We start from the raw sequence: 18594 nt of genomic DNA on the forward strand, positions 1-18594 counted from the left end.
GAAATCGATGCAAATCAGCGAACGTACTTACCAGATCGCGCTAGTCGAAGATGACGGCGCTCTGCGTACTTTGCTGACCCGCTATCTCCGACAGAGCGGGTTTCCCGTTCGCGGGTACGCGACGGCTGCAGAATTTCGGGCATCTGCCGACCAATTCGACTTGGTCATTCTCGATGTCATGCTCCCTGCCACCAGCGGTCTCGACCTGTGCCGATGGTTGCGCGAGAGGAGTAAGGTTCCGATCATCTTCATCAGTGCACGGTCGAGCCATACCGATCGGATCGTGGGGCTGGAACTTGGTGCGGACGACTATCTAATCAAGCCGGTGGACCCAGGCGAACTGGTTGCGCGTATCCGATCCGTATTGCGCCGCTCGGAAGAAGCCGGACAACGTGACATGGCAGACTATGCATCGATCGTTCGGTTCGAAGGCTGGCAAATGGACCGTCGCCGGCGCGAGCTGTTTGCCCCGGAAGGTTCACGCGTATCCATTTCGGAAGCGGAATTCGACCTACTCAACGTGTTCATCAACATGCCACAGCGCGTTATTGGCCGGGACACTCTGCTCGAGCATTCCAGAAGCCGCTTGCCGGGCCGCGACCATAGCGATCGCAGCGTGGATGTGCTTGTAAGCCGCCTGCGCCGCAAGCTCGGGTCTGTCGATGGCGGGCGCGACTTGATCCGCACAGTGCGAGGCGTGGGATACGTCTTTACTGCGTCAGTAGACGCGTGATGGCACGACACAGTCTCTGGCCCAAGGGTCTGACCGGAAGGGTAATCCTCGTTCTGGTGCTGGCCGTACTTTTCCAGTTCCTTGCTGGCAGCGTGCTAATTCGCACCGGAGAGATGCACATACAGCGTCAGGATCTAGGGCGACGGGTTGCCGAACAGGTGCTGATCGCGGAACGTATCATAACTGCCGCCGATCGATCGGACCGCAGTCGCCTGCTCAAAAGCCTGTCTACAATTCATACAAAACTGGAACTCGTCGAAGGCAGCCCGGAGATTGGTCCGGGCATAGATGCGGAAGCGAGGGAAATTGCGAATGCAATTTTCGAGTTCGAGCCAGCCCTGGCCAATTACGAATTGCGCCTTTCTCTCGAGACAGGTTCATTTCTCAACCTTGAGCGCCAAGTCATTGGCGCTATCGAGATAGACGAAGACACATGGATTGGCTTCACGACGCAGGAAAGGGTCGCCGACTGGCGGCTCCTGCTGGAAACCTCGATCCGGGTTGGACTGATAGCCGTACTGATCCTTGGATCCGCCGCCGTGCTTGTCCGTACGCTGAGCGCGCCCCTTCGCCGGCTGTCGGAAAATGCGCAGTTGATCGGAACGTCCGGGCGGATCTTTTTCGATGATACCACCGGCCCGGAAGAACTGCGCGAGGTTTCGCGGGCTCTGAACGCAATGCAGGAACGGCTGGAAGGCGTGATCGATCAGCGAACGCAAGCGCTGCTTGCGGTCGGCCATGATCTGCGCACGCCGCTGGCCCGGTTACGTCTGCGAGTGGATGGAATCGAAGATCGGGCGGATCGAAGCGCGGCACGTGAGGACATCGATCAGATGACCCGCATGCTGCAGGAGCTCTTAGAGTTCTTCGAGACTGGCGAGAGCCAGTTGGATCGCGAACCGACGGAACTGTCCAGTCTGTGCCAGATGATCGCGGAAGCCTTCGACGACTTGGGAGCAGACGTTCGTTTCGAGGGCCCTGACCGCTTGGTAATCGACGCCGTGCACGATCATCTGGCAAGGGCCATCGAGAATCTGGTCGATAACGCCATCAAATATGGCGGCAACGCGACGATCACGCTCGCCACCGATCCAGACTGGGCCATTGTGTCGGTGGAAGACAACGGCCCCGGCATCCCTGCATCGCAATTCGCTCGGGTGATGCACCCATTTGAGCGATCCGACGCAGCGCGCTCTGGCAGGCATCCCGGGATGGGCCTTGGGCTGAGCATCGCTCGCAACGTCGCGGAGGCCCATGGCGGCCGTCTCGAACTCGCCAACCGCAGCGGCGGAGGACTTCGGGCGACGCTGACGTTCCCCAAAAAATAGCACCTGCAACACTTTGTTACATTCGGGGCGATGCACAGCAATGTTCGAGCGCCATTGTGCACTGCGAAAGATTTCGTCCCCCCACCAAGCAGGAGCCAGAAATGGAACAGCTGATGAAAGGCGTGTCGCGGTTTCGCGATGCGGTCTATCCCGAACACAAGCAACGCCTCGAGACCCTCGGGCGCGACGGGCAAAGCCCCACGACTTTGATGATAAGCTGTTCCGACAGCCGTGTGGTACCTGAACTCATCACCCAGTCCCAACCCGGCGAATTGTTCGTGATCCGCAATGCGGGCAACATCGTACCGCCCTGGCAGCGGGTAAACGGCGGCGTGACCTCCACGATCGAATATGCCGTCATGGGCCTCGGCGTTACAGACATCGTCATTTGCGGCCACGCCGACTGCGGCGCGATGAAGGCGCATTTCGCGCCCGAAGGCGCTCTCGATGCCATGCCATCGGTCAAGGAATGGATTGGTCATTCCACCGCTGCACACTCGGTAATCGAAGCTTGCTGCGGCTCGGCAGACGATGGCGAAAAGCTTGACCGCCTCGTGGAAGAGAATGTCATTCTTCAGCTGACGCATCTGCGCAGCCACCCCTGCGTAGCCGCTGCACTTGCTAAGGGCGAACTCCGCTTGCATGGCTGGGTGTTCGACATCTCCGAAGGCGCAATCCGCGCGCTCGACGGCGAAAGTGGCAAATTCCGCCGCATGGAAGATCCCCAGCACCCGGTCCCGGTTGCCGATTTCGGCGGTAATCGCCAGCAGGCTCGGGAAGCGGCCTGACCTCCCAGTCCCTTCCCAGGGCCGGTGCCCGTTCGCAGGAGTTCGAGCGCACCGGCCCACCCTCCCGTCAGATCTGCTGACCCGAGACTTTTACACTAAGGAGCCGTCGTGGCCGACAAATCGTCGTTATTCTCGTCCTTGGGCAAGGACATTCCCGCTTCAATCGTGGTGGCGCTCGTCGCCCTGCCATTGTGTCTGGGTATCGCGCTCGCTTCGGGCGCGCCCTTGTTCTCCGGGCTGATCGCGGGGATCGTCGGCGGCATCGTCGTCGGTGTCCTCTCCAAATCGCAACTTTCGGTCAGCGGCCCCGCAGCGGGCTTGACCGTGATCGTCCTCGACGCATTGACGGTCCTGCCTACCTGGGAAATCTTCCTCCTGGCAGTTCTGCTCTCCGGTTTGCTTCAGGTCGGGCTTTACTTCACCCGTTCAGGGACTCTGTCGGAATTCGTGCCCAGTTCGGTCATCACCGGCATGCTGGCGGCGATCGGCCTGATCCTGATCCTCAAGCAAATTCCTTATGCCATGGGCTATGACGGGGATTTCGAAGGCAGCCTCAGCTTCCTCCAGCCTGATGGTCTCAACACGATTTCCGCCTTGTTCTACTCCGTTTGGGATTTCTTCCTGCTGGGGCCGATCATCATCGCAGTGGTTTCGCTTATCTTCCTCTTCTGGTGGGATGCAAACCGGCCCAAAGACGGCCTGCTGAAGCTCCTGCCCGGACCACTGGTTGTCGTTCTGTTTGGCGTGCTTGCAAACGAAGCGTTCAAGCTCTTCGCACCCGGGCTCGTCATCGACCCAAGCCAGCTCGTACAGGTCCCCGTATCCGAATCGCTGGGCGAATTCGTCGGACAGTTCCGTACTCCCGACTTCTCGGCCATCACCATGCCCGACGTATGGATCGTCGCAGTGACACTAGCGATCGTGGCCAGTCTGGAATCGCTGCTGTGCGTCAAAGCCGTCGACGAAATCGACCCACGCCGCCGTACGACCGACAAGAACCACGAACTGCTCGCACAGGGCGGTGGTAACTTCGTTTCCGGCCTGATCGGCGGCCTGCCGCTCACGTCCGTTATCGTCCGGTCTTCGGCCAACGTCGCCGCTGGAGGTGAAACCAAGACTTCGGCCATCCTCCACGGCTTCTGGTTGCTCCTGAGCGTTCTGCTGATCCCGGTCGTACTCAACCTCATCCCGCTTGCTGCGCTCGCTGCGATCCTCATTCAGGTCGGCTACAAGCTCAACACGCCTGAACTCTACAAGCGCCGCTGGGCACAGGGCTGGCATCAGTTTGTGCCCTTCATGGCCACTATCGCAGCAATCCTCTTCACCGATCTGCTTCGCGGCATCATCATCGGACTGGTCATCGGCTTCGTATTCGTCGTCGCCCGCAACTTCCGCACTGCAGTCAGCGTAGCCAATGATGGTGATTTCTGGATGGTCCGCGCTCGCCGCAACCTTTACTTCATTCATAAGTACGAGTTGCAAAATTCGCTCAACAAGGTGCCCGAAGGCGCGAGCGTGGTGATTGATCTCGAACGGGCGGAATTTGTCGATCCGGACAACATCGACATCATCAACAGCTTTGCCCGCAACGCCAAGTTCCGCGACGTTTCGGTCACCATCCGCGGCGATGTCGACCACCTCGAAGACACTCCGCTGGAAGCCCCTGCCAAGAAGGTAGCTTACACATGAAGACCATTCGAGAACTGAAGCTGTCCAACAAGGCCTGGTCGGACGAGATGCGTGAGCGCAAGAAGGACTATTTTGCGCGGCAGACGGTCGGCCAGAATCCGGAAGTGATGTGGATTGGCGGATCCGACAGTCGGGTATTTCCGCACCAGATCACGCAGACCCGACCGGGCGAATTGTTCATCCATCGCAATCTCGCCAACCTGGTCTACTCGGATGATGACAATCTGATGGCGGACTTGCAGCATGCGGTCGACGATCTGAAAGTCGCGCACATCATCCTGTGCGGCATATACGGTTGCAACGGCATGGGTGCCGTATTGAATGGCGACGCGACGGGCCACATGCATTCCTGGCTACGTGCTTTGCGGGAGGTCTACGAAGAAAACCGGCTGGAAGTCGATTCGATCGAAGATCCCTTGGATCGGCAGAACCGTTTGGCCGAACTCAACGTCCGTGAACAGCTTCGCCGACTTTCGCAGCTCGACATTGTGCGCGCTGCCTTGGAACGCGGGCAGGACCTGACCTTGCATGGCTGGATCTATGATTTGAGCAACGGCAGGCTGACCGAATTGTTCGAAGTCGAACCCGTCAGCGAAACGTCGGGCTTTGCTATGCCTCTGCAGGATGTTCCGCAGATGGAAGACCATCTCGCCGTTGCAGAGTAATTGAATGCATGGTGTGGTAGCGAGGAGGCCCCACGCGCCTCTCGCTACCACACCTAACCTCGCGGTCAGGCAAACGCACCCAGTTCCTTCTCAAGCTTGGACAACCACGGTGCATAGGGCTTCCATGCCCCTTGCCCGGACCGGTTGAGCGGACGTCGAACCTGTTCGGAACTTGCCGTCCGTACCGCCCGCTCAGTTCGGTGGAAATCGAGGCAGGATTCTTCGAACGGAAGGCCGATATGATCCAGCATGCGCCGGGTCTGGCCTTCCAGATCATCGAGCACATCCTCGTGGTTCACTCGCAGGACCCGGCCGGGAAGCACACTATCCCAATGGCCCATGAGACCGACATAATCGCGGTAGTAGCGACCGATCTCCGTCAGTCCGTACGTGAAGTCCTGCCCCTCGGCAAAAAGCTGTTTGAAGCCCGAGAAGCAGCAATCCATCGCATCGCGCCGCGCATCGATAATGGTCGCGTTGGGCAGTATTAGGTGGATCAATCCGATGTGGCGGAAGTTGTTCGGCATCTTGTCGATGAAGAACGGCGCGCCCTGTCTGTGAATGCGAGTATCCTCGATGAAGCGATTACCCATTTCAGCGAATTGATCCGCGTCAAGATCGTGGAGCACCTCAGGATAACGGCTCTTGCCGGCCTTCCGCCCCCGCAATTTGTGCGCGAGCGCGAGGATATTCGGCAGTTCCAGTGTCCCATCGATCTGTGAGTGACTGGCAAGGATCTGTTCGAGCAGTGTCGATCCGGCGCGCGGCAGGCCGAGGATGAAGATCGGGTCCCGCACACGGCTACCCACATTCGCCTTGCTCTCAAATAATTCAGATGTGCAGACTTTCTTCTGCGCGTCCATTTCAGCAGTCATCCGGTCGGCATCATAACCGGTTTGACGGCGCTTCAGATCATTGCCGAGTTCATAAAAGCGGAATGACTGGGCATGTTCGGCGCGGTCTTCGAAGGCCTTGCCGAGCGCGAAAGCAAGGTGAACCCGGTCCATGAAGCCAATGTCCGTGCGCGCTGCCTGCCCTTGCATTGCGGAAAGCTCTGCTTCGGTAAAACGATAGGTCTTGAGATTGGCTAGCGCGTAATACGCATCCCCATGTCCGGGCCGCGCAGCGATCGCCGCGCGATAGGACGCCACAGCGCGTTCCTGATCCCCGACCGTCTTCAGCGCATGGCCGCGCGATGTCAGCGTCGCCGGATCGCCGGGCAGGCGCGCCAATACACTATCGAAAAGTTCGAAGGCCCGGTCGTAATTGCCAGTCTGCATGCTTTCGATCGCCAGGTGGGACTGAAACAGCGGGCTGTCAGGATCTCGCCGATACAGCGCCTCTGCTTCTTCGCATGAGCGAGCGAACTTTTGTCGCTTGCGAAGCACGTCGATATAATCGAGCCGAACCTGAATATTATCGGGCTCGAATGCCGCGGCGCTCTCCAGCAGGAATTCCGCATCATCAAGTATCCCCAGCCTCAGGCCGATCTGAGCCAGCAACCGCATCGCTTCGACATGCTTGGGATTGCGGCGCAGAAAGTGTCGGCAGATTTCTTCTGCCCGCAGTGGTCGGCCTTCATGGAGATGATGCGTCACCGCAATCAGCTCTTTAGGCAAGGCCAGGAGACGCCGTTCCTGATTGCGCGCAGTTGTCGCTTCGCCCATTCGACCAGCCGCTTCGAGTAATTCCGCCTGTGCGCGCCAGCTTGCCGCGAGCGCGGGATTGAACCGGACTGCGCGGCCATAAGCTTCAACTGCTTGCTCCGTTTCGCCCGTCGCACGCGCGAGGTGGCCGGCCTCCTGCCAGGCGCGTCCATATTCGGGGATCTGGGCGTGCAGGCGGTCCAGATAATCCTGCGCATCTTGGTGGCGTGCCAGATAACGGTTTGCGACCGCCGCGATATAGAGCGCCTCGGCATCATTCGGGACATCGGCCAGGATGGCCTCGGCAAGTGCCAGCCCCCGCTCGAAAGCGTTGGCCTGCAGCGCTTCCTGCGCGTCCTTCAGCGTTTGGTCACGCCGATCCATCCTGTCTCCTCGTTATTTCTTGTACAAATGGCGGAGGCGAGCCTCAAGCTGCGCCCCCGCCATAGATACGACCGTTGTTCTGGGTCAGTAGCTGAAGGTGGCTTTCGCGCCCACCGTCAGCGGCCTATTTGTTACGATGCGCGCGCGATCGTAATAAAAGTCGCCCGCGATTTGAGCCCGCTCGTCAAACAGGTTCGCCCCGTAAACCTCGAACCGCCACTGATCGTAGGATACGCCCGCCGACAGATCGACCACGGTGTAGCTGTCGAGCTCCAACCGATTGATGGAGATAATGTCGGTGAACTTTGAGGCTGAATGCGAAATGGACGGCTGGATAAAAGCGCCAAGCTCGTCGGTCAGATCCCACTCATAGCGCACCCGCAGATTACCCTGAAAGGATGGGGCATAGGCAAGATCGGATCCAACCTGCACGTCGTCCGTCGGGGTCAGGACCTCGGTAATCTCGGTATCGAGCAATGACACCGCACCCGAAAGCGTCAGACCGGGCGCTGCATAAGGCGCGAAGGTGAAATCGGCTTCGAAACCCTTGATCTCTGCATTCGCCGCATTGTCCGAAAAGAACAGATTGGTGATACTGGGATCGAAAATGGTAGTCTGCAGATTGCTGATGTCGACGTAGAATAGGCTGCCGTTGATACGCAGCTGACGATCGAACAGTTCGGTTTTCGCGCCGATCTCGTAGTTCTTCACCTCGTCCGATTCCAGCTCGAACGGAACCGTGAAGCCGTCCGGTCCCTGCGCTCCGCCGGGACGATTGAGCAGACCGGGACGGAAGCCTTCCGAATAGGTCGCATAGAACAGCAGATCTTCCGTCGGGGTGAAATTGACAGTCCCCTTGAAGATCACGCCCTCGGTCTTCGCCTTGTCGGGTGCACGGATCGCGTTGAACACCTGTTGCGCCTGAGCAGCAGTAAGTCCTGCTGCCTGTATGTCCTCAAGGCTATCATCGCGTCCGAAGGTCTGACGCAGATCGGCATCGCACGACCCGATGAAGGTATATTGCCCATCGCCATCATAGAGATCCGACAGGTTTGTGCCAAAGGCGTTCGCATCCTGCGCAGCGCCCGCATTGCAGAAGGAACTGTTGGCTGTGCCTTCGAAATCAACCTCGACGTTGTAATACCGGGCGCCGCCGGTGATCGACAGCAAATCGGGAACAAGGTCGAAGGTGGCCTCCCCGAAAATGCCGAACTGCTGATCGGTACGCTTCACGTCGTTACGGAAGATGACGCCATACGGAAACGGCCCGGCATCGCTGGCGTAGGCTCCAGGGAAAGGGAAGTTCCGCGCAAACCCGCCGAACGGCTGGGCCAGTTCGCTACCCGGATAGGTATAGTCGTTGCGTTCCTTGAGCACGAGGTCGGAATAGAACCCCCCTGCGGTCACACGGAAGCGATTTTCCTCCGGCGTGCTTAGCCGCAATTCCTGCGTAAACACCTGAAGATTGCTATCCGAGGTGACATAGAGGTTGGGCGCCTGACATGTCCCGCTTGGTGCCGCATCGCCGGGATAGCTGACCGACCCGTCGCAGATGTAATATGGAAGATACTGGCCGGCGAAAAGATAATCCGAATAGTCGATCCGCTGCTCGGTTTCGCGTTCCGTGTAAGCACCGTTGTAAATCACATCGAGCATGCCCAGACGGCCCTCGACGCTCCAGGCGGTGTTGGAGAAATCGTCCTCCAGCCGGTCGTCTTCAAAGCGCTGGATCTCCAGATTATCGAGATCGAGTTCCGGATCGGCGAAGAATACTCCGTCGCTCTCCAGACTTTGGCGGCTGTGCGCTACGGTGATCCGCCAGTCCGGCGATACCTCGTAGAGGGCCGAGACGCGGAAGCCTGAATATTGGGTGTCGTTGAAGTCATTCTCGACCAGCCCAGCGTTATTCGCCTCGATGAAGTTAACGCCCGACAGGTCATCGCCCGATTGAAAGCCGGCGCGATTGGGCGCCACAGGCACACCGTTGTCGCGCACCGTTCCGGCTGGGCGAAAGCGCGCGCTTTCGCTGGCGTCGCGGGTGCCTGCGACATTGTCGATGTAGCCGCCCTGATCATCGAGGTAGACGACGCCGCGCACGGCGAGATTGTCGGTCACCGGCACATTGAGCATGGCTTCGGCCTTGTAGCTCGCCTCGCCCCCCTTGGTAAAGGACGTGCCGACACTGACCCGGGTGTCAAAGCCCGACAGATCGGGCTTGTTGGTGATGAGCCGCACGACACCAGCCTGTGAACTCGCTCCGAACAACGTGCCCTGAGGCCCGGAAAGAACTTCGATCCGTTCGAGGTCGGCGGCATAGACGTCCAGATTACGACCCGGCTGCGCCAGCGGCTGCTCGTCGAGATAAAGCGAAACGTTAGGAGCAAGACCCGCGACGCCTGCCGTCGTGAGGTTTGGCGTGGTCGACGCAAGGCCGCGAATATAGATCGTGCTCTGGCCGGGGCTGCCGCCGCCAGCGGTCACGGTGGGCAACTGCTGCAGATAATCGTCGAAGGTCGCGATGTTAAGCTGGTCGAGCTGTTCCTGACCCAGGGCCTGAACCGAAACCGGTACGTCCTGCAGATCTTCGCTGCGACGCTGGGCGGTGACAACGATGGTTGTGACGCCGCCTTGGCGCGGCTGCCTCTGAGCGCCGGTCCGGCTCTCGGGCTGCGTGGCGGTTCCCGAAGTAGTGGAACTCTGCGCGTGCGCATGTGTGGGTGAAAGAAGTGCAATCGCAAGCGCACCGAATGATATGCCTTGTGCGGTTTTAAATAGGATAATGGCCCCCTTGAAGATGTCATGCGTGAAGTCGATCAACCGGCGCGACAAGTCGGCTAGGTATCGACGATGATGGATGTTGTGTGGGGGCGACCTACGGAAGCTGGTCCCGTTCGGCCACCGAAGTGCCCCTATTTCCCGGGATTGGCCGATGGCTGTTGCTGCAATGCAACAATTAATCCCGCCACCCGGCAGTGCCGGTCACTTAGTTGTGCTGTTGATCACTTCTTGTCCGCTGCGACCCCGACCGCCGTCGTGGGCACGCCCTGATGTTTACGGATCAAGTCGTAACAGATCGCCTTCACGATCGAAATCGCCATCAAGGCGACGACGAACGAGAATGGGAGTGCGCCAATGATCATCGTGATCCGGATCGCCTCGATTCCCCCAAGAACCAGCATGCTGCCGACTACTGCGGCGAGAGCGCCCCCCCAGAACAGGATGTGCTTTCGATGTTCGCCTTCCGTGTCGCCTGCTCCGTTGATCGTATTTACGATCAGGATCGCGCTGTCGGTGGAGGTCACCAGATAAGTCATCAAAAGCACCACGATCATGCCCGAGACGGCAAACGCCGTTCCAGGATCTAGGATGACGGCTAAGGTCGCATAAAGCTGGTCGGCCATCGTGGCATTCACAATGGTGCCACCTGCACTTCCATTGAGTTCAAGGGCGATCGCGGTGCCGCCAAGCAATGTCATCCAGATGAAGCATACCAAAGATGGGACGAGAACCACGCCGAAGATATACTCGCGGATCGTCCGCCCTCTTGAAATGCGGGCGATGAACATGCCGACAAAAGGGGAGAACGCGATCCACCACGCCCAGTAGAACACCGACCAGTCCAGCTGCCACGCTACCAATTGCTCTCCTACGGGGCTCTCATCGGAAAACAGGGTGAGCGACAGGGGAATGAAATGCCCGATATAATCCGCGATTCCCTGGCCCAGCAGTTTCAGGGCAAATAGGCCGGCGCCCATGATCGCGAACAGCAAGAGCAGCAGAAAGGACAGGCCAAGATTGAGGTTGGAAAGCCACTTGATACCCTTTCCCACGCCCGACAGCGCACTGAGGGTAGAGGCACCGACCAGAATGGCTAGGGCAAGCGCAATGGCAGGCAGGGAAGAGGACCCATCCGGATTGAGCAGCCAATCACCCAGGCCAACGCGCGAAAGACCGACAACGAATTGTTCTACGCCGAGGCCCATGGTCACTGCAACGCCGAGTATGGTTGCCACGACCGCGACGACATCGACCACGTGGCCGCCAAATCCGGACATGGTCTTTCCGAACAGAGGAACCAGAGCGGACCGGATCGTCAGCGGAAGATCGCGCCTGTACGCAACGTAGCCGATCGCCAGCCCCACAAGGGCATATGTTCCCCAGGCCGCGAAGCCCCAGTGGAGGAACGTATAGACAAATGCAGGCCGCACCGCGTCCCAGGATTGCGCCTGGACCGCGCCGCGGATGATGTCTGGATTTTCAGAAAAATGGGAGAGGGGCTCACCCGTCGAATAGGTGAGCAGCCCGATACCGATGCCCGCGCCAAATAGCATGGCAAACCACGAGAGGCGTGAGAACTCAGGCTTTTCTCCGGCATATCCTATCCTGAGGCTGCCGGTTTGTGGGAAAATTGCCAGGATGGCACAGATCGCTATGAGCGCCGCCACAAGATAGACATACCAGCCGGCGAAGGACGATATGATCGTTGAATTGGCCGCCGACAGGGTCTCGTTGGCGCTGACTGGGAAGAAGATCGCCCACAGGATGATGAGCGTGACTATGATCTTCGCTGGGATTGTCACCTGACGGCTGAAGCCATCGTAAAAGCCGCGATCGGCCGTGCTGATCGGCAGTTCGACCAATGGCGGGGCTATCCCCTTGGGCTCATCGGATGACATGGTTCTCTCGCTGACTTGGCTGTCCCAAGGTTCGGCGAACAGTGGGTAAGGATGCTGGCATCATACGGACGATCGTCAAGAGATCAAATGGCACTGCCATCTTAAGCACGGCGCTATTGTCCCAGCGCACATTGGAACAGGCCCCCGATGTCAGGCCGCGGTACGCGGCGTCTATTGCGGCAGGTAAAACATCGACCGCCTTGCCCAGCCCGCACAAAGCACCCAGCATTCTCACCGGCGCGCACTAGGCAAAGGTTGGATTTTTCAAGCTTTTCTCAATCTTTCCATACTAACGCGATGCTTCAGTTCCACTTAACCACGCCTCGAGAAGCCTCGCCCAAGCAATGGTCGCAATCCTCATCACTCTCGCTGTCGCCGGCATGGTGGGCATAGCGCTGGCCGTTTGGCTCAGGCCGCAACTCATCCAACTGCACGGCGCCATAGAGCGCGCTGAAGGACTGATCGGAGTAAAGCATACCGGCGGATTTCTGACCCGGGCGTCACAAATAATCGTGGCAATGGAGCAGGCGCTCCAAAGCTCAGCGCCGCGTGCGCAATCTCACGCGATTTCGGGTTTGCCGACGCGCGAACCCTTGATTGCGCGGATGAAGAGCGATCGAAAGGGTACACTCGGCATCCTGGCGTTGAAAGACTACGATCGCTTGTGCGCCTTCGACCCAGAATCGGCAGAGCGCTTGTTGCTGATCATGGTCGAGCGTTTGATGGCAATGGTGCCAAGAGATCAGCTCGTCGCACAGCTTGATCGCTCCCATTTGGCTATCTGGATTGGCCCGGACATGGAGTTGGCGGCGGCGACTACCGAGGTGGAAGCACTCGCCTACTCATTGGGCGATCGCTGGTGTGACGGCGAAAGAGAAATTTTTCCCGAAATCGCATTCCGTACCGGAGAGTTCACGTCCGACAGCGGAGCTCCCGAAGCCTTGCTGTCGCAAACCCTTTCATCATTCTCGGTTCCACTGATCACCGACGTGCGGGAGATCGTATCGAGCATCGATCCGGTGATCCAGTCGCGCGAGCGCTTCCAGATAGAACAGGATCTGCGTCAGGCTGTCGGACGGGACGAACTGCGCATGCAGTTTCAACCTCTGATAGACGCGTCGACAGGGCAGGTGTCGGGGGCAGAGGCATTGCTCCGTTGGCACCATCCCACGCGAGGACTGATCCCGCCGACCCGCTTTATTCCGATCATGGAAGCTTCCGATCTGTCGCCTGAAATTGGCCTTTGGGCTCTTAACCGGGCGGCGCGAGAGGCACGCCAATGGCGCGACGGTGGACATGATTTGCGTGTTGCGGTCAACGTGTCCGGTAGACAGTTGGATGGCGCAGACCTGCCGCTCCTGATCGAACGGACACTGGCACGACATGATCTCGGTGGGGAAGCTCTGGAGATCGAACTGACAGAAACTGTTGCCCTTGCCGAAGGCGACTGCGCCGCGCGCCTTAGCGACGCTCTGCGGTCGCGGGGCATCCGGATCGCAATCGACGATTTCGGCACCGGTTATTCCAGTTTCGCGGCGCTCAATGCCATCGCCTTCGACAAGATAAAGATCGACCGGGCATTCGTAACTGACGTTCATGCCCGACGCGAAAGCCAGGCGATCTGTTCCAGCATTCTTACGCTTGGCCGGGGGCTTGGCATTAACGTCTTGGCTGAAGGCGTCGAAACAGCCGAAGAATTTCTATGGCTGCGCGATCATGGATGTCGTTTCTTCCAAGGTTTCTATTTCGCCCGGCCGCTTTCGGGCGAGGACTTCCTGACTTTTGTCAAAGACGAACAGACGCTCAACAAATTGTTGCAGCCGGACACACAACTGATTTCTGAGAGGATGCGGGCATGACGACCCTTTTGCGGAGCGTGAACATAGGAATGGGCCTGCTTGGTGTTCTGGTGCTGAGCGCATGCTCGTCCGGACCAAAGAGCATAGTGCCCGCTTCGGCCATACAGCAGGTCGATCCTGATGAGGTCGAAGAAATTGCAGCTTTGCTTGACCGGGGAGAGGTTCGATCCGCGGAGAAACGACTCCGGAAAGGTTTGGACCGGGATCCGATGAACCCTTCCCTGCAAGTCCTTCTACAGGGGATCGAAGGTGACGCCCGAACCGATCTGGGACCGAAAAACTTCAGCTACACCGTCCGCTCTGGCGAAACGATGACGGAATTGGCTGAACGCTTCCTTGGCAACCGCCTCAAGTCCTATCAACTGGCGAAATATAACGGTATCGATGTGCCGGACGCATTGGAAGTCGGGCGCGAACTTCTGATACCCGGACAGTCACCCAATGCAGCGAGCACCCCTCGATCGACACCAAAGGCGGAAAAAGCCGCACCTGCCCGCCCAAAAACGGAAGTGGCAAAGCCAGCTAAGCCGGCAGCCGCCCCTGGGCCACGCAAGACTGTCGATCATGCTGCTGTCCGTCGTGCGCGCTCCGCGGGGCTTGTTGCCCTCAATCAGGGCAATGTGAAACAAGCGGTTTCGCTGCTCCGCCGCGCAGCTGCGCTCGACCCAGACAACAAGGCAATTGCAGCTGATCTGCGCCGGGCGGAACAGATTGCCGCAACTGTCAGGGCACGACAGTAATTGGTTGATAAGACTTTTACTTTAATGCCGCGTCACCTGCCGATTAGACTATCGAGCTGGAAGGGACGCGCACAGTATGATCGAACGGCTCGACCGTTACAGGATAGAGGGCAAGCTTGGCGAAGGCGCCATGGCGGACGTTTACCGTGCACACGATCCGGAAATCGGTCGTACGGTTGCCATCAAGGTTCTCAAATCCGAATTCGCCAGCAATGCAGACATTGGTAGTCGCTTCCTGCGCGAAGCGCGGGCCGCAGGTGCCCTGAGCCACGCCAACATCGCGACAATCTATGACGTAGGTGAGGCCGACGGAATTGCCTACATCGCGATGGAGTTGGTGGACGGACGGCCGCTCGACCGCTGGATTGCGGCCAATGGCAGGATTCCGCACGAACGAACGCTCCACCTAGCACTGCAACTCGCGCAGGCTCTCGGCTATGCGCATAGCATGGGGATCGTGCATCGCGACGTGAAGCCATCCAACATTTTGATCTCCGAAGATGGGAAGACCGTAAAACTGCTCGACTTCGGGGTAGCGAGAATGGGCGATGCCGATCCCTCCGCGCTTGAGAGGACGCAGGTGGGCCAGCTTGTCGGCACACCGCGCTACATGAGCCCCGAACAGGCGCTCGGTCTGCCGGTAGACGCCCGTTCCGACCTCTTCTCACTCGGGGCGGTTTTCTACGAAATGACAACCGGAAAACCAGCTTTCCCTGGCGGAGAACTGGCAGTGCTCGCAATCCAGATCGCTCAGGGCAAAGTCACGCCGATCGGAGAGGTCACCACTGATTGCCCACCTGGACTTCGCGCGGTCATAGACAGACTTCTCGCGAAAAAACCCGAGCAACGTTATGCGGACGGCACTGCCCTCGCCCAAGTGCTCGAACGCGAAGTGAACGACGCACGCGAAGGAGGCGCAGTTTCGCGAGGCCTTTCTTTGCGGTTCAAAGTTCCAATCGCGCTCTTTCTAGTCACGGCCCTCGCCTTGGCGGCTTGCGTCAGCGTCATTCTTCACCGCCAGCAGCAAGCACTCGAAACGATGGCGGCAGCGACCGGCAACAGCATTGCAGCCTTCATAACCGGCAATGCTGCCGTCACGATTGCAGAGAACGCCGGAATGCCCTCTGCGCAGCAGGACTGGACAGCTCTTCAGGCGTTTGTCACCACTGCCGCGCAAGACGACGCCATGCGCGGAATTATCGTCGCCGACGCAGATGGCACCATCCGGGCGTCCAGCAACCCACGACTTATTGGCAGGCGCTATCAGAGTCATGACGCCGAGAGCGCGATCCTGGAACAGCCGGATCGGCGCGTCACAAATGTGTCCGAAGCGGATGGCGGTGGCATGCGCTTTGTTCATCCGGTGAACTATGCCGGGGTCCGGTTCGGAACAGTAGACCTGGTGCTGAAACGCGACGCGCTCAATGCGGCCCTCTATACATCGAAGGCTTTGTTTGCAGGGCTTTCGGCCGCTGTCATGGCCGTAGTCCTGCTCATTGGTTATTTAAGTGGCGCGTTTGTGGCGCGTCCATTGCGTCGCCTGCGAAAGGCGCTGGATGAAATGACGGCGGGCGATCTCACCACTCGCATTTCACATCAGCGCCGGGACGAGGTGGGCGAGGCTTTCGATGCCTTCAACCGCGCAGCATCCACCGCTGAGGTGCGCAGTGCCAGCACCTCGAAACCGTCCGATACCGCGGTTCTTGCTACCCGGATCGCGGCGTAGGAGCATCGCAATGTACATGCTTCAACTGTTCGATATCGACGACGCAGTCCAGCCGATCGACGCACGGCTGTTTGCTACGGGGAACCTCACGATCGGACGCGACGCTGCTGCCGACTGGAGTATTGCAGACCCCAATTGCGAAGTGTCCCGCAATCACTGCGAACTTCGGATCTCGGACAATGGCCTGTCGCTCCATGTCAGCGGAGCGAACGGCGTTTATGACGACTTCAGCGGTGCCCGTTATCCGGACGACGCCGAATTGGTGCTCTCTCTGCCGGCAACATTGAGGCTGGGACGGTTCCGCATCGTCATCGCTCCTGCGCCCCTTGCCGCATCGCCTTCCGGCGCAGCAGATCGCACGATGGTTCTTACTCCTCCGCTTGGCACATCGACCGACGTTCCCAGCGAATGGGACGAACCGACAGATCAATCGACACCTGCCAGCGGAACGCTTCTGGAAGCTTTCTGTCAGGGCGCCCAACTCGATGCCTCGCTATTGTCCAGCGAAGACCCCGATGAGATCATGCGCCGCGCGGGCGCTCTTTACCGCCAGATGGTCCTTGGAATTGGCGACCTTATGTCCGAACGCAATGCTGCGCGGCAAAGATACAGCCTCAACCGGACAACCATGTCGGGCCAAGACAACAATCCTTTCAAATGGGCACCGTCCCAAAGGCTCGCCGTCGACCTCCTGCTTGCAGAATCAACCGGCTTCATGTCCGGTCCTACAGCGCTCCAGGCTTCGTTTCGCGACGTCAAACGGCATCTCGTCGCTACCTTTGCAGGCATGCGCGGGAGCCTGCGCGCAGCGATCAACCATTTGAACCCCGATCGACTGGACGGGTCGGGTTCTCGACGCAAGACGTTGCTTCAGACGCGCTCTCAGTCAGCCTTGGAACAACTACGCGAGCGTCATGCCGAACTTTGTTCCGAGATCGCGGACGGTGTGCCGGGCGCGCTCGACCGCGCCTTCGTGGTAGCCTACGACGAAGCGGAAACGGTTGCTGATAAATGCGACTGAGCAGGTTCTTCCGGCATCGGAAAGAGAGCGATCCGCTGGCATCGGCGGATATTCAATCCGTAAGCCGCAGCCATGTCGGGCGGTTCCGCACTCTTAACGAGGACCGCATCCTCGATCGTCCGAATTCCCGGTTATGGGCAATCGCCGACGGCATGGGCGGTCATGTTAACGGCAGTCTCGCTGCAGAGACCGTCATTGCCCATCTTGGAGGTTTGCCGCAGGTACAGGAACCGGCGGCCATTCGCGCTGCCATCGAAGCGGCGAATGGCTCGATCCTTGAACAGGCTGGCGGAAAAAGCGGGACGACAATCGTCGCACTGAAAATATTTCATGACTGCGCGCGCATCTGGTGGGCCGGCGACAGTCGCGCCTATCGTTTGAGAGACGGGAGAGTGGACCTTCTCACCCGAGACCATAGCCTTGTACAGGAACTGGTCGAAGTGGGCGAAATTGCCGCCGACGAAGCGGCAGGACACCCTCGGGCCAATGTCATCACTCGTGCGCTCGGCATTGCCAGCAGTATCGATCTCGACGTGCGGGAGATCGAAGTGCGTGCGGGCGACCTGTTGCTTTTGTGCTCTGACGGCCTTTCTCGCTCGTTTGTCAGTGACGATCTTCGCAACGAGGAGCCGATCGATGCCATGGCTGATCGATTGCTCAGGAATGCACTCGAGCGAGACGGGCGCGACAACATCTCCTTCGTGCTCGTAAAAGCGTAAGCGTTCTCGATACCACCGACGTTGTGAGATCAACGGGGGAAATGCTCCAAAACCCCGGACAGCTCACAGCAGGAACCACATACCTCCCAGCAAAACGACCGAACCGGTTCCCATCAGACTGGCGACCAGCCGCAGGTTCATCCGCCTCAGGGGCTGGACAGAATGAGCGTCCAGCCGCTCGAGAACGCTGCAGGAATTACGCTCCGCGAGGTAGAATATCACCATCCCAGACAGGATGAAGCAGGATGCGATTGCCTTGGGCAACCAAGAGGGTTCCATCTTTCCAAACAAGGCATTGAATCCCAATCCGATGCCAACCGCTGCAAGACCTGTTCGCATCCAGCCCGCAAATGTTCTTTCATTCGCTAGCACGGTGCGGTCCTCAGCTAGATCGGTACGCTCTCCGGCAAGCTCGGCGGTGTCGCTCGATTTCGTCATATGCCTTCAGTGCCACGTCAGCCGCCGCTTTGCGCACAACATAAGTTGCGCCTCCTTTCGAGACGTATGTCTCGGTGTTCTGATGATAATTCCACATGATCTTTGTTGTGTGAAGGAACCCGATGGAGGCGATATTCGCTCAGTCGCTACGATCGACGCAATCCGTGTTTTGAACCAGTAAG

The 18594-nt window shown here is 58.8% G+C and carries 14 protein-coding genes; 10 read left to right on the top strand and 4 right to left on the bottom strand.

Annotated elements, in window-relative coordinates:
• Positions 1–7 precede the first annotated feature (7 nt).
• The 5 genes from KYK83_RS12500 to KYK83_RS12520 all read left to right on the top strand — a co-directional run bounded on the left by KYK83_RS12500 (position 8) and on the right by KYK83_RS12520 (position 5203).
• Positions 8–733 (top strand): response regulator transcription factor, encoded by a 726-nt coding sequence (locus KYK83_RS12500; RefSeq protein WP_222828486.1) that lies wholly within the window; start codon positions 8–10, stop codon positions 731–733.
• Positions 733–2061 carry a sensor histidine kinase gene (locus KYK83_RS12505; protein WP_222828487.1) on the top strand — a complete coding sequence of 443 codons (1329 nt, stop codon included), beginning with the start codon at positions 733–735 and terminating at the stop codon, positions 2059–2061. The genes KYK83_RS12500 and KYK83_RS12505 overlap by 1 nt, the downstream gene beginning before the upstream one ends.
• A gap of 101 nt (positions 2062–2162) precedes the next feature.
• Positions 2163–2849 carry a carbonic anhydrase gene (locus KYK83_RS12510; RefSeq protein ID WP_221597191.1) on the top strand — a complete coding sequence of 229 codons (687 nt, stop codon included), beginning with the start codon at positions 2163–2165 and terminating at the stop codon, positions 2847–2849.
• Between the two features lie 108 nt (positions 2850–2957).
• Positions 2958–4538 (top strand): SulP family inorganic anion transporter, encoded by a 1581-nt coding sequence (locus tag KYK83_RS12515; protein ID WP_222828488.1) that lies wholly within the window; start codon positions 2958–2960, stop codon positions 4536–4538.
• Complete coding sequence (locus tag KYK83_RS12520; protein ID WP_222828489.1) at positions 4535–5203, top strand: carbonic anhydrase; 669 nt, start codon at positions 4535–4537, stop codon at positions 5201–5203. The genes KYK83_RS12515 and KYK83_RS12520 overlap by 4 nt, the downstream gene beginning before the upstream one ends.
• 65 nt (positions 5204–5268) lie before the next feature.
• Here the strand turns inward: KYK83_RS12520 and KYK83_RS12525 are convergent, their stop codons facing one another.
• The 3 genes from KYK83_RS12525 to KYK83_RS12535 form a co-directional block, all read right to left on the bottom strand.
• A complete protein-coding gene (locus tag KYK83_RS12525; protein WP_222828490.1) occupies positions 5269–7233 on the bottom strand; it encodes a tetratricopeptide repeat-containing sulfotransferase family protein in 1965 nt (654 codons plus the stop codon).
• An 84-nt stretch (positions 7234–7317) separates the two neighbouring features.
• On the bottom strand, positions 7318–10062 hold the full coding sequence (locus KYK83_RS12530) for a TonB-dependent receptor (RefSeq protein ID WP_248284444.1): 2745 nt from the start codon (positions 10060–10062) through the stop codon (positions 7318–7320).
• A gap of 170 nt (positions 10063–10232) precedes the next feature.
• On the bottom strand, positions 10233–11909 hold the full coding sequence (locus KYK83_RS12535; protein ID WP_222828491.1) for a BCCT family transporter: 1677 nt from the start codon (positions 11907–11909) through the stop codon (positions 10233–10235).
• A gap of 344 nt (positions 11910–12253) precedes the next feature.
• Between KYK83_RS12535 and KYK83_RS12540 the strand changes: the two genes are divergently transcribed.
• The 5 genes from KYK83_RS12540 to KYK83_RS12560 all read left to right on the top strand — a co-directional run bounded on the left by KYK83_RS12540 (position 12254) and on the right by KYK83_RS12560 (position 17974).
• Entirely contained in the window at positions 12254–13768 is a 1515-nt protein-coding gene (locus KYK83_RS12540) for a putative bifunctional diguanylate cyclase/phosphodiesterase (RefSeq protein ID WP_222828492.1), read from the top strand.
• The gene (locus KYK83_RS12545; protein ID WP_222828493.1) at positions 13765–14508 is read left to right on the top strand and encodes a LysM peptidoglycan-binding domain-containing protein; all 744 of its coding nucleotides are present in this window, start codon (positions 13765–13767) and stop codon (positions 14506–14508) included. The genes KYK83_RS12540 and KYK83_RS12545 overlap by 4 nt, the downstream gene beginning before the upstream one ends.
• A 76-nt stretch (positions 14509–14584) precedes the next feature.
• Positions 14585–16234, top strand: coding sequence for a protein kinase domain-containing protein (locus tag KYK83_RS12550; protein ID WP_248284445.1), 1650 nt, complete (start codon positions 14585–14587; stop codon positions 16232–16234).
• Between the two features lie 10 nt (positions 16235–16244).
• On the top strand, positions 16245–17255 hold the full coding sequence (tagH, locus tag KYK83_RS12555; RefSeq protein WP_222828494.1) for a type VI secretion system-associated FHA domain protein TagH: 1011 nt from the start codon (positions 16245–16247) through the stop codon (positions 17253–17255).
• Entirely contained in the window at positions 17246–17974 is a 729-nt protein-coding gene (locus KYK83_RS12560) for a PP2C family protein-serine/threonine phosphatase (protein WP_222828495.1), read from the top strand. The genes tagH and KYK83_RS12560 overlap by 10 nt, the downstream gene beginning before the upstream one ends.
• A gap of 63 nt (positions 17975–18037) precedes the next feature.
• Here KYK83_RS12560 and KYK83_RS12565 read toward each other — a convergent pair whose 3' ends face one another.
• Entirely contained in the window at positions 18038–18412 is a 375-nt protein-coding gene (locus tag KYK83_RS12565; protein ID WP_221597184.1) for a YidH family protein, read from the bottom strand.
• Positions 18413–18594 lie beyond the last annotated feature (182 nt).

Source organism: Qipengyuania pacifica, assembly GCF_019857205.1.
Taxonomy (GTDB): Bacteria; Pseudomonadota; Alphaproteobacteria; order Sphingomonadales; family Sphingomonadaceae; genus Qipengyuania; species Qipengyuania pacifica.

Coding starts and splice junctions, on each gene's coding strand:
- KYK83_RS12500 (WP_222828486.1), top strand. CDS start 8: ATGCAAATCAGCGAACGTACTTACCAGATCGCGCTAGTCGAAGATGAC.
- KYK83_RS12505 (WP_222828487.1), top strand. CDS start 733: ATGGCACGACACAGTCTCTGGCCCAAGGGTCTGACCGGAAGGGTAATC.
- KYK83_RS12510 (WP_221597191.1), top strand. CDS start 2,163: ATGGAACAGCTGATGAAAGGCGTGTCGCGGTTTCGCGATGCGGTCTAT.
- KYK83_RS12520 (WP_222828489.1), top strand. CDS start 4,535: ATGAAGACCATTCGAGAACTGAAGCTGTCCAACAAGGCCTGGTCGGAC.
- KYK83_RS12525 (WP_222828490.1), bottom strand. CDS start 7,233: ATGGATCGGCGTGACCAAACGCTGAAGGACGCGCAGGAAGCGCTGCAG.
- KYK83_RS12535 (WP_222828491.1), bottom strand. CDS start 11,909: ATGTCATCCGATGAGCCCAAGGGGATAGCCCCGCCATTGGTCGAACTG.
- KYK83_RS12540 (WP_222828492.1), top strand. CDS start 12,254: ATGGTCGCAATCCTCATCACTCTCGCTGTCGCCGGCATGGTGGGCATA.
- KYK83_RS12545 (WP_222828493.1), top strand. CDS start 13,765: ATGACGACCCTTTTGCGGAGCGTGAACATAGGAATGGGCCTGCTTGGT.
- KYK83_RS12550 (WP_248284445.1), top strand. CDS start 14,585: ATGATCGAACGGCTCGACCGTTACAGGATAGAGGGCAAGCTTGGCGAA.
- tagH (WP_222828494.1), top strand. CDS start 16,245: ATGTACATGCTTCAACTGTTCGATATCGACGACGCAGTCCAGCCGATC.
- KYK83_RS12560 (WP_222828495.1), top strand. CDS start 17,246: ATGCGACTGAGCAGGTTCTTCCGGCATCGGAAAGAGAGCGATCCGCTG.
- KYK83_RS12565 (WP_221597184.1), bottom strand. CDS start 18,412: ATGACGAAATCGAGCGACACCGCCGAGCTTGCCGGAGAGCGTACCGAT.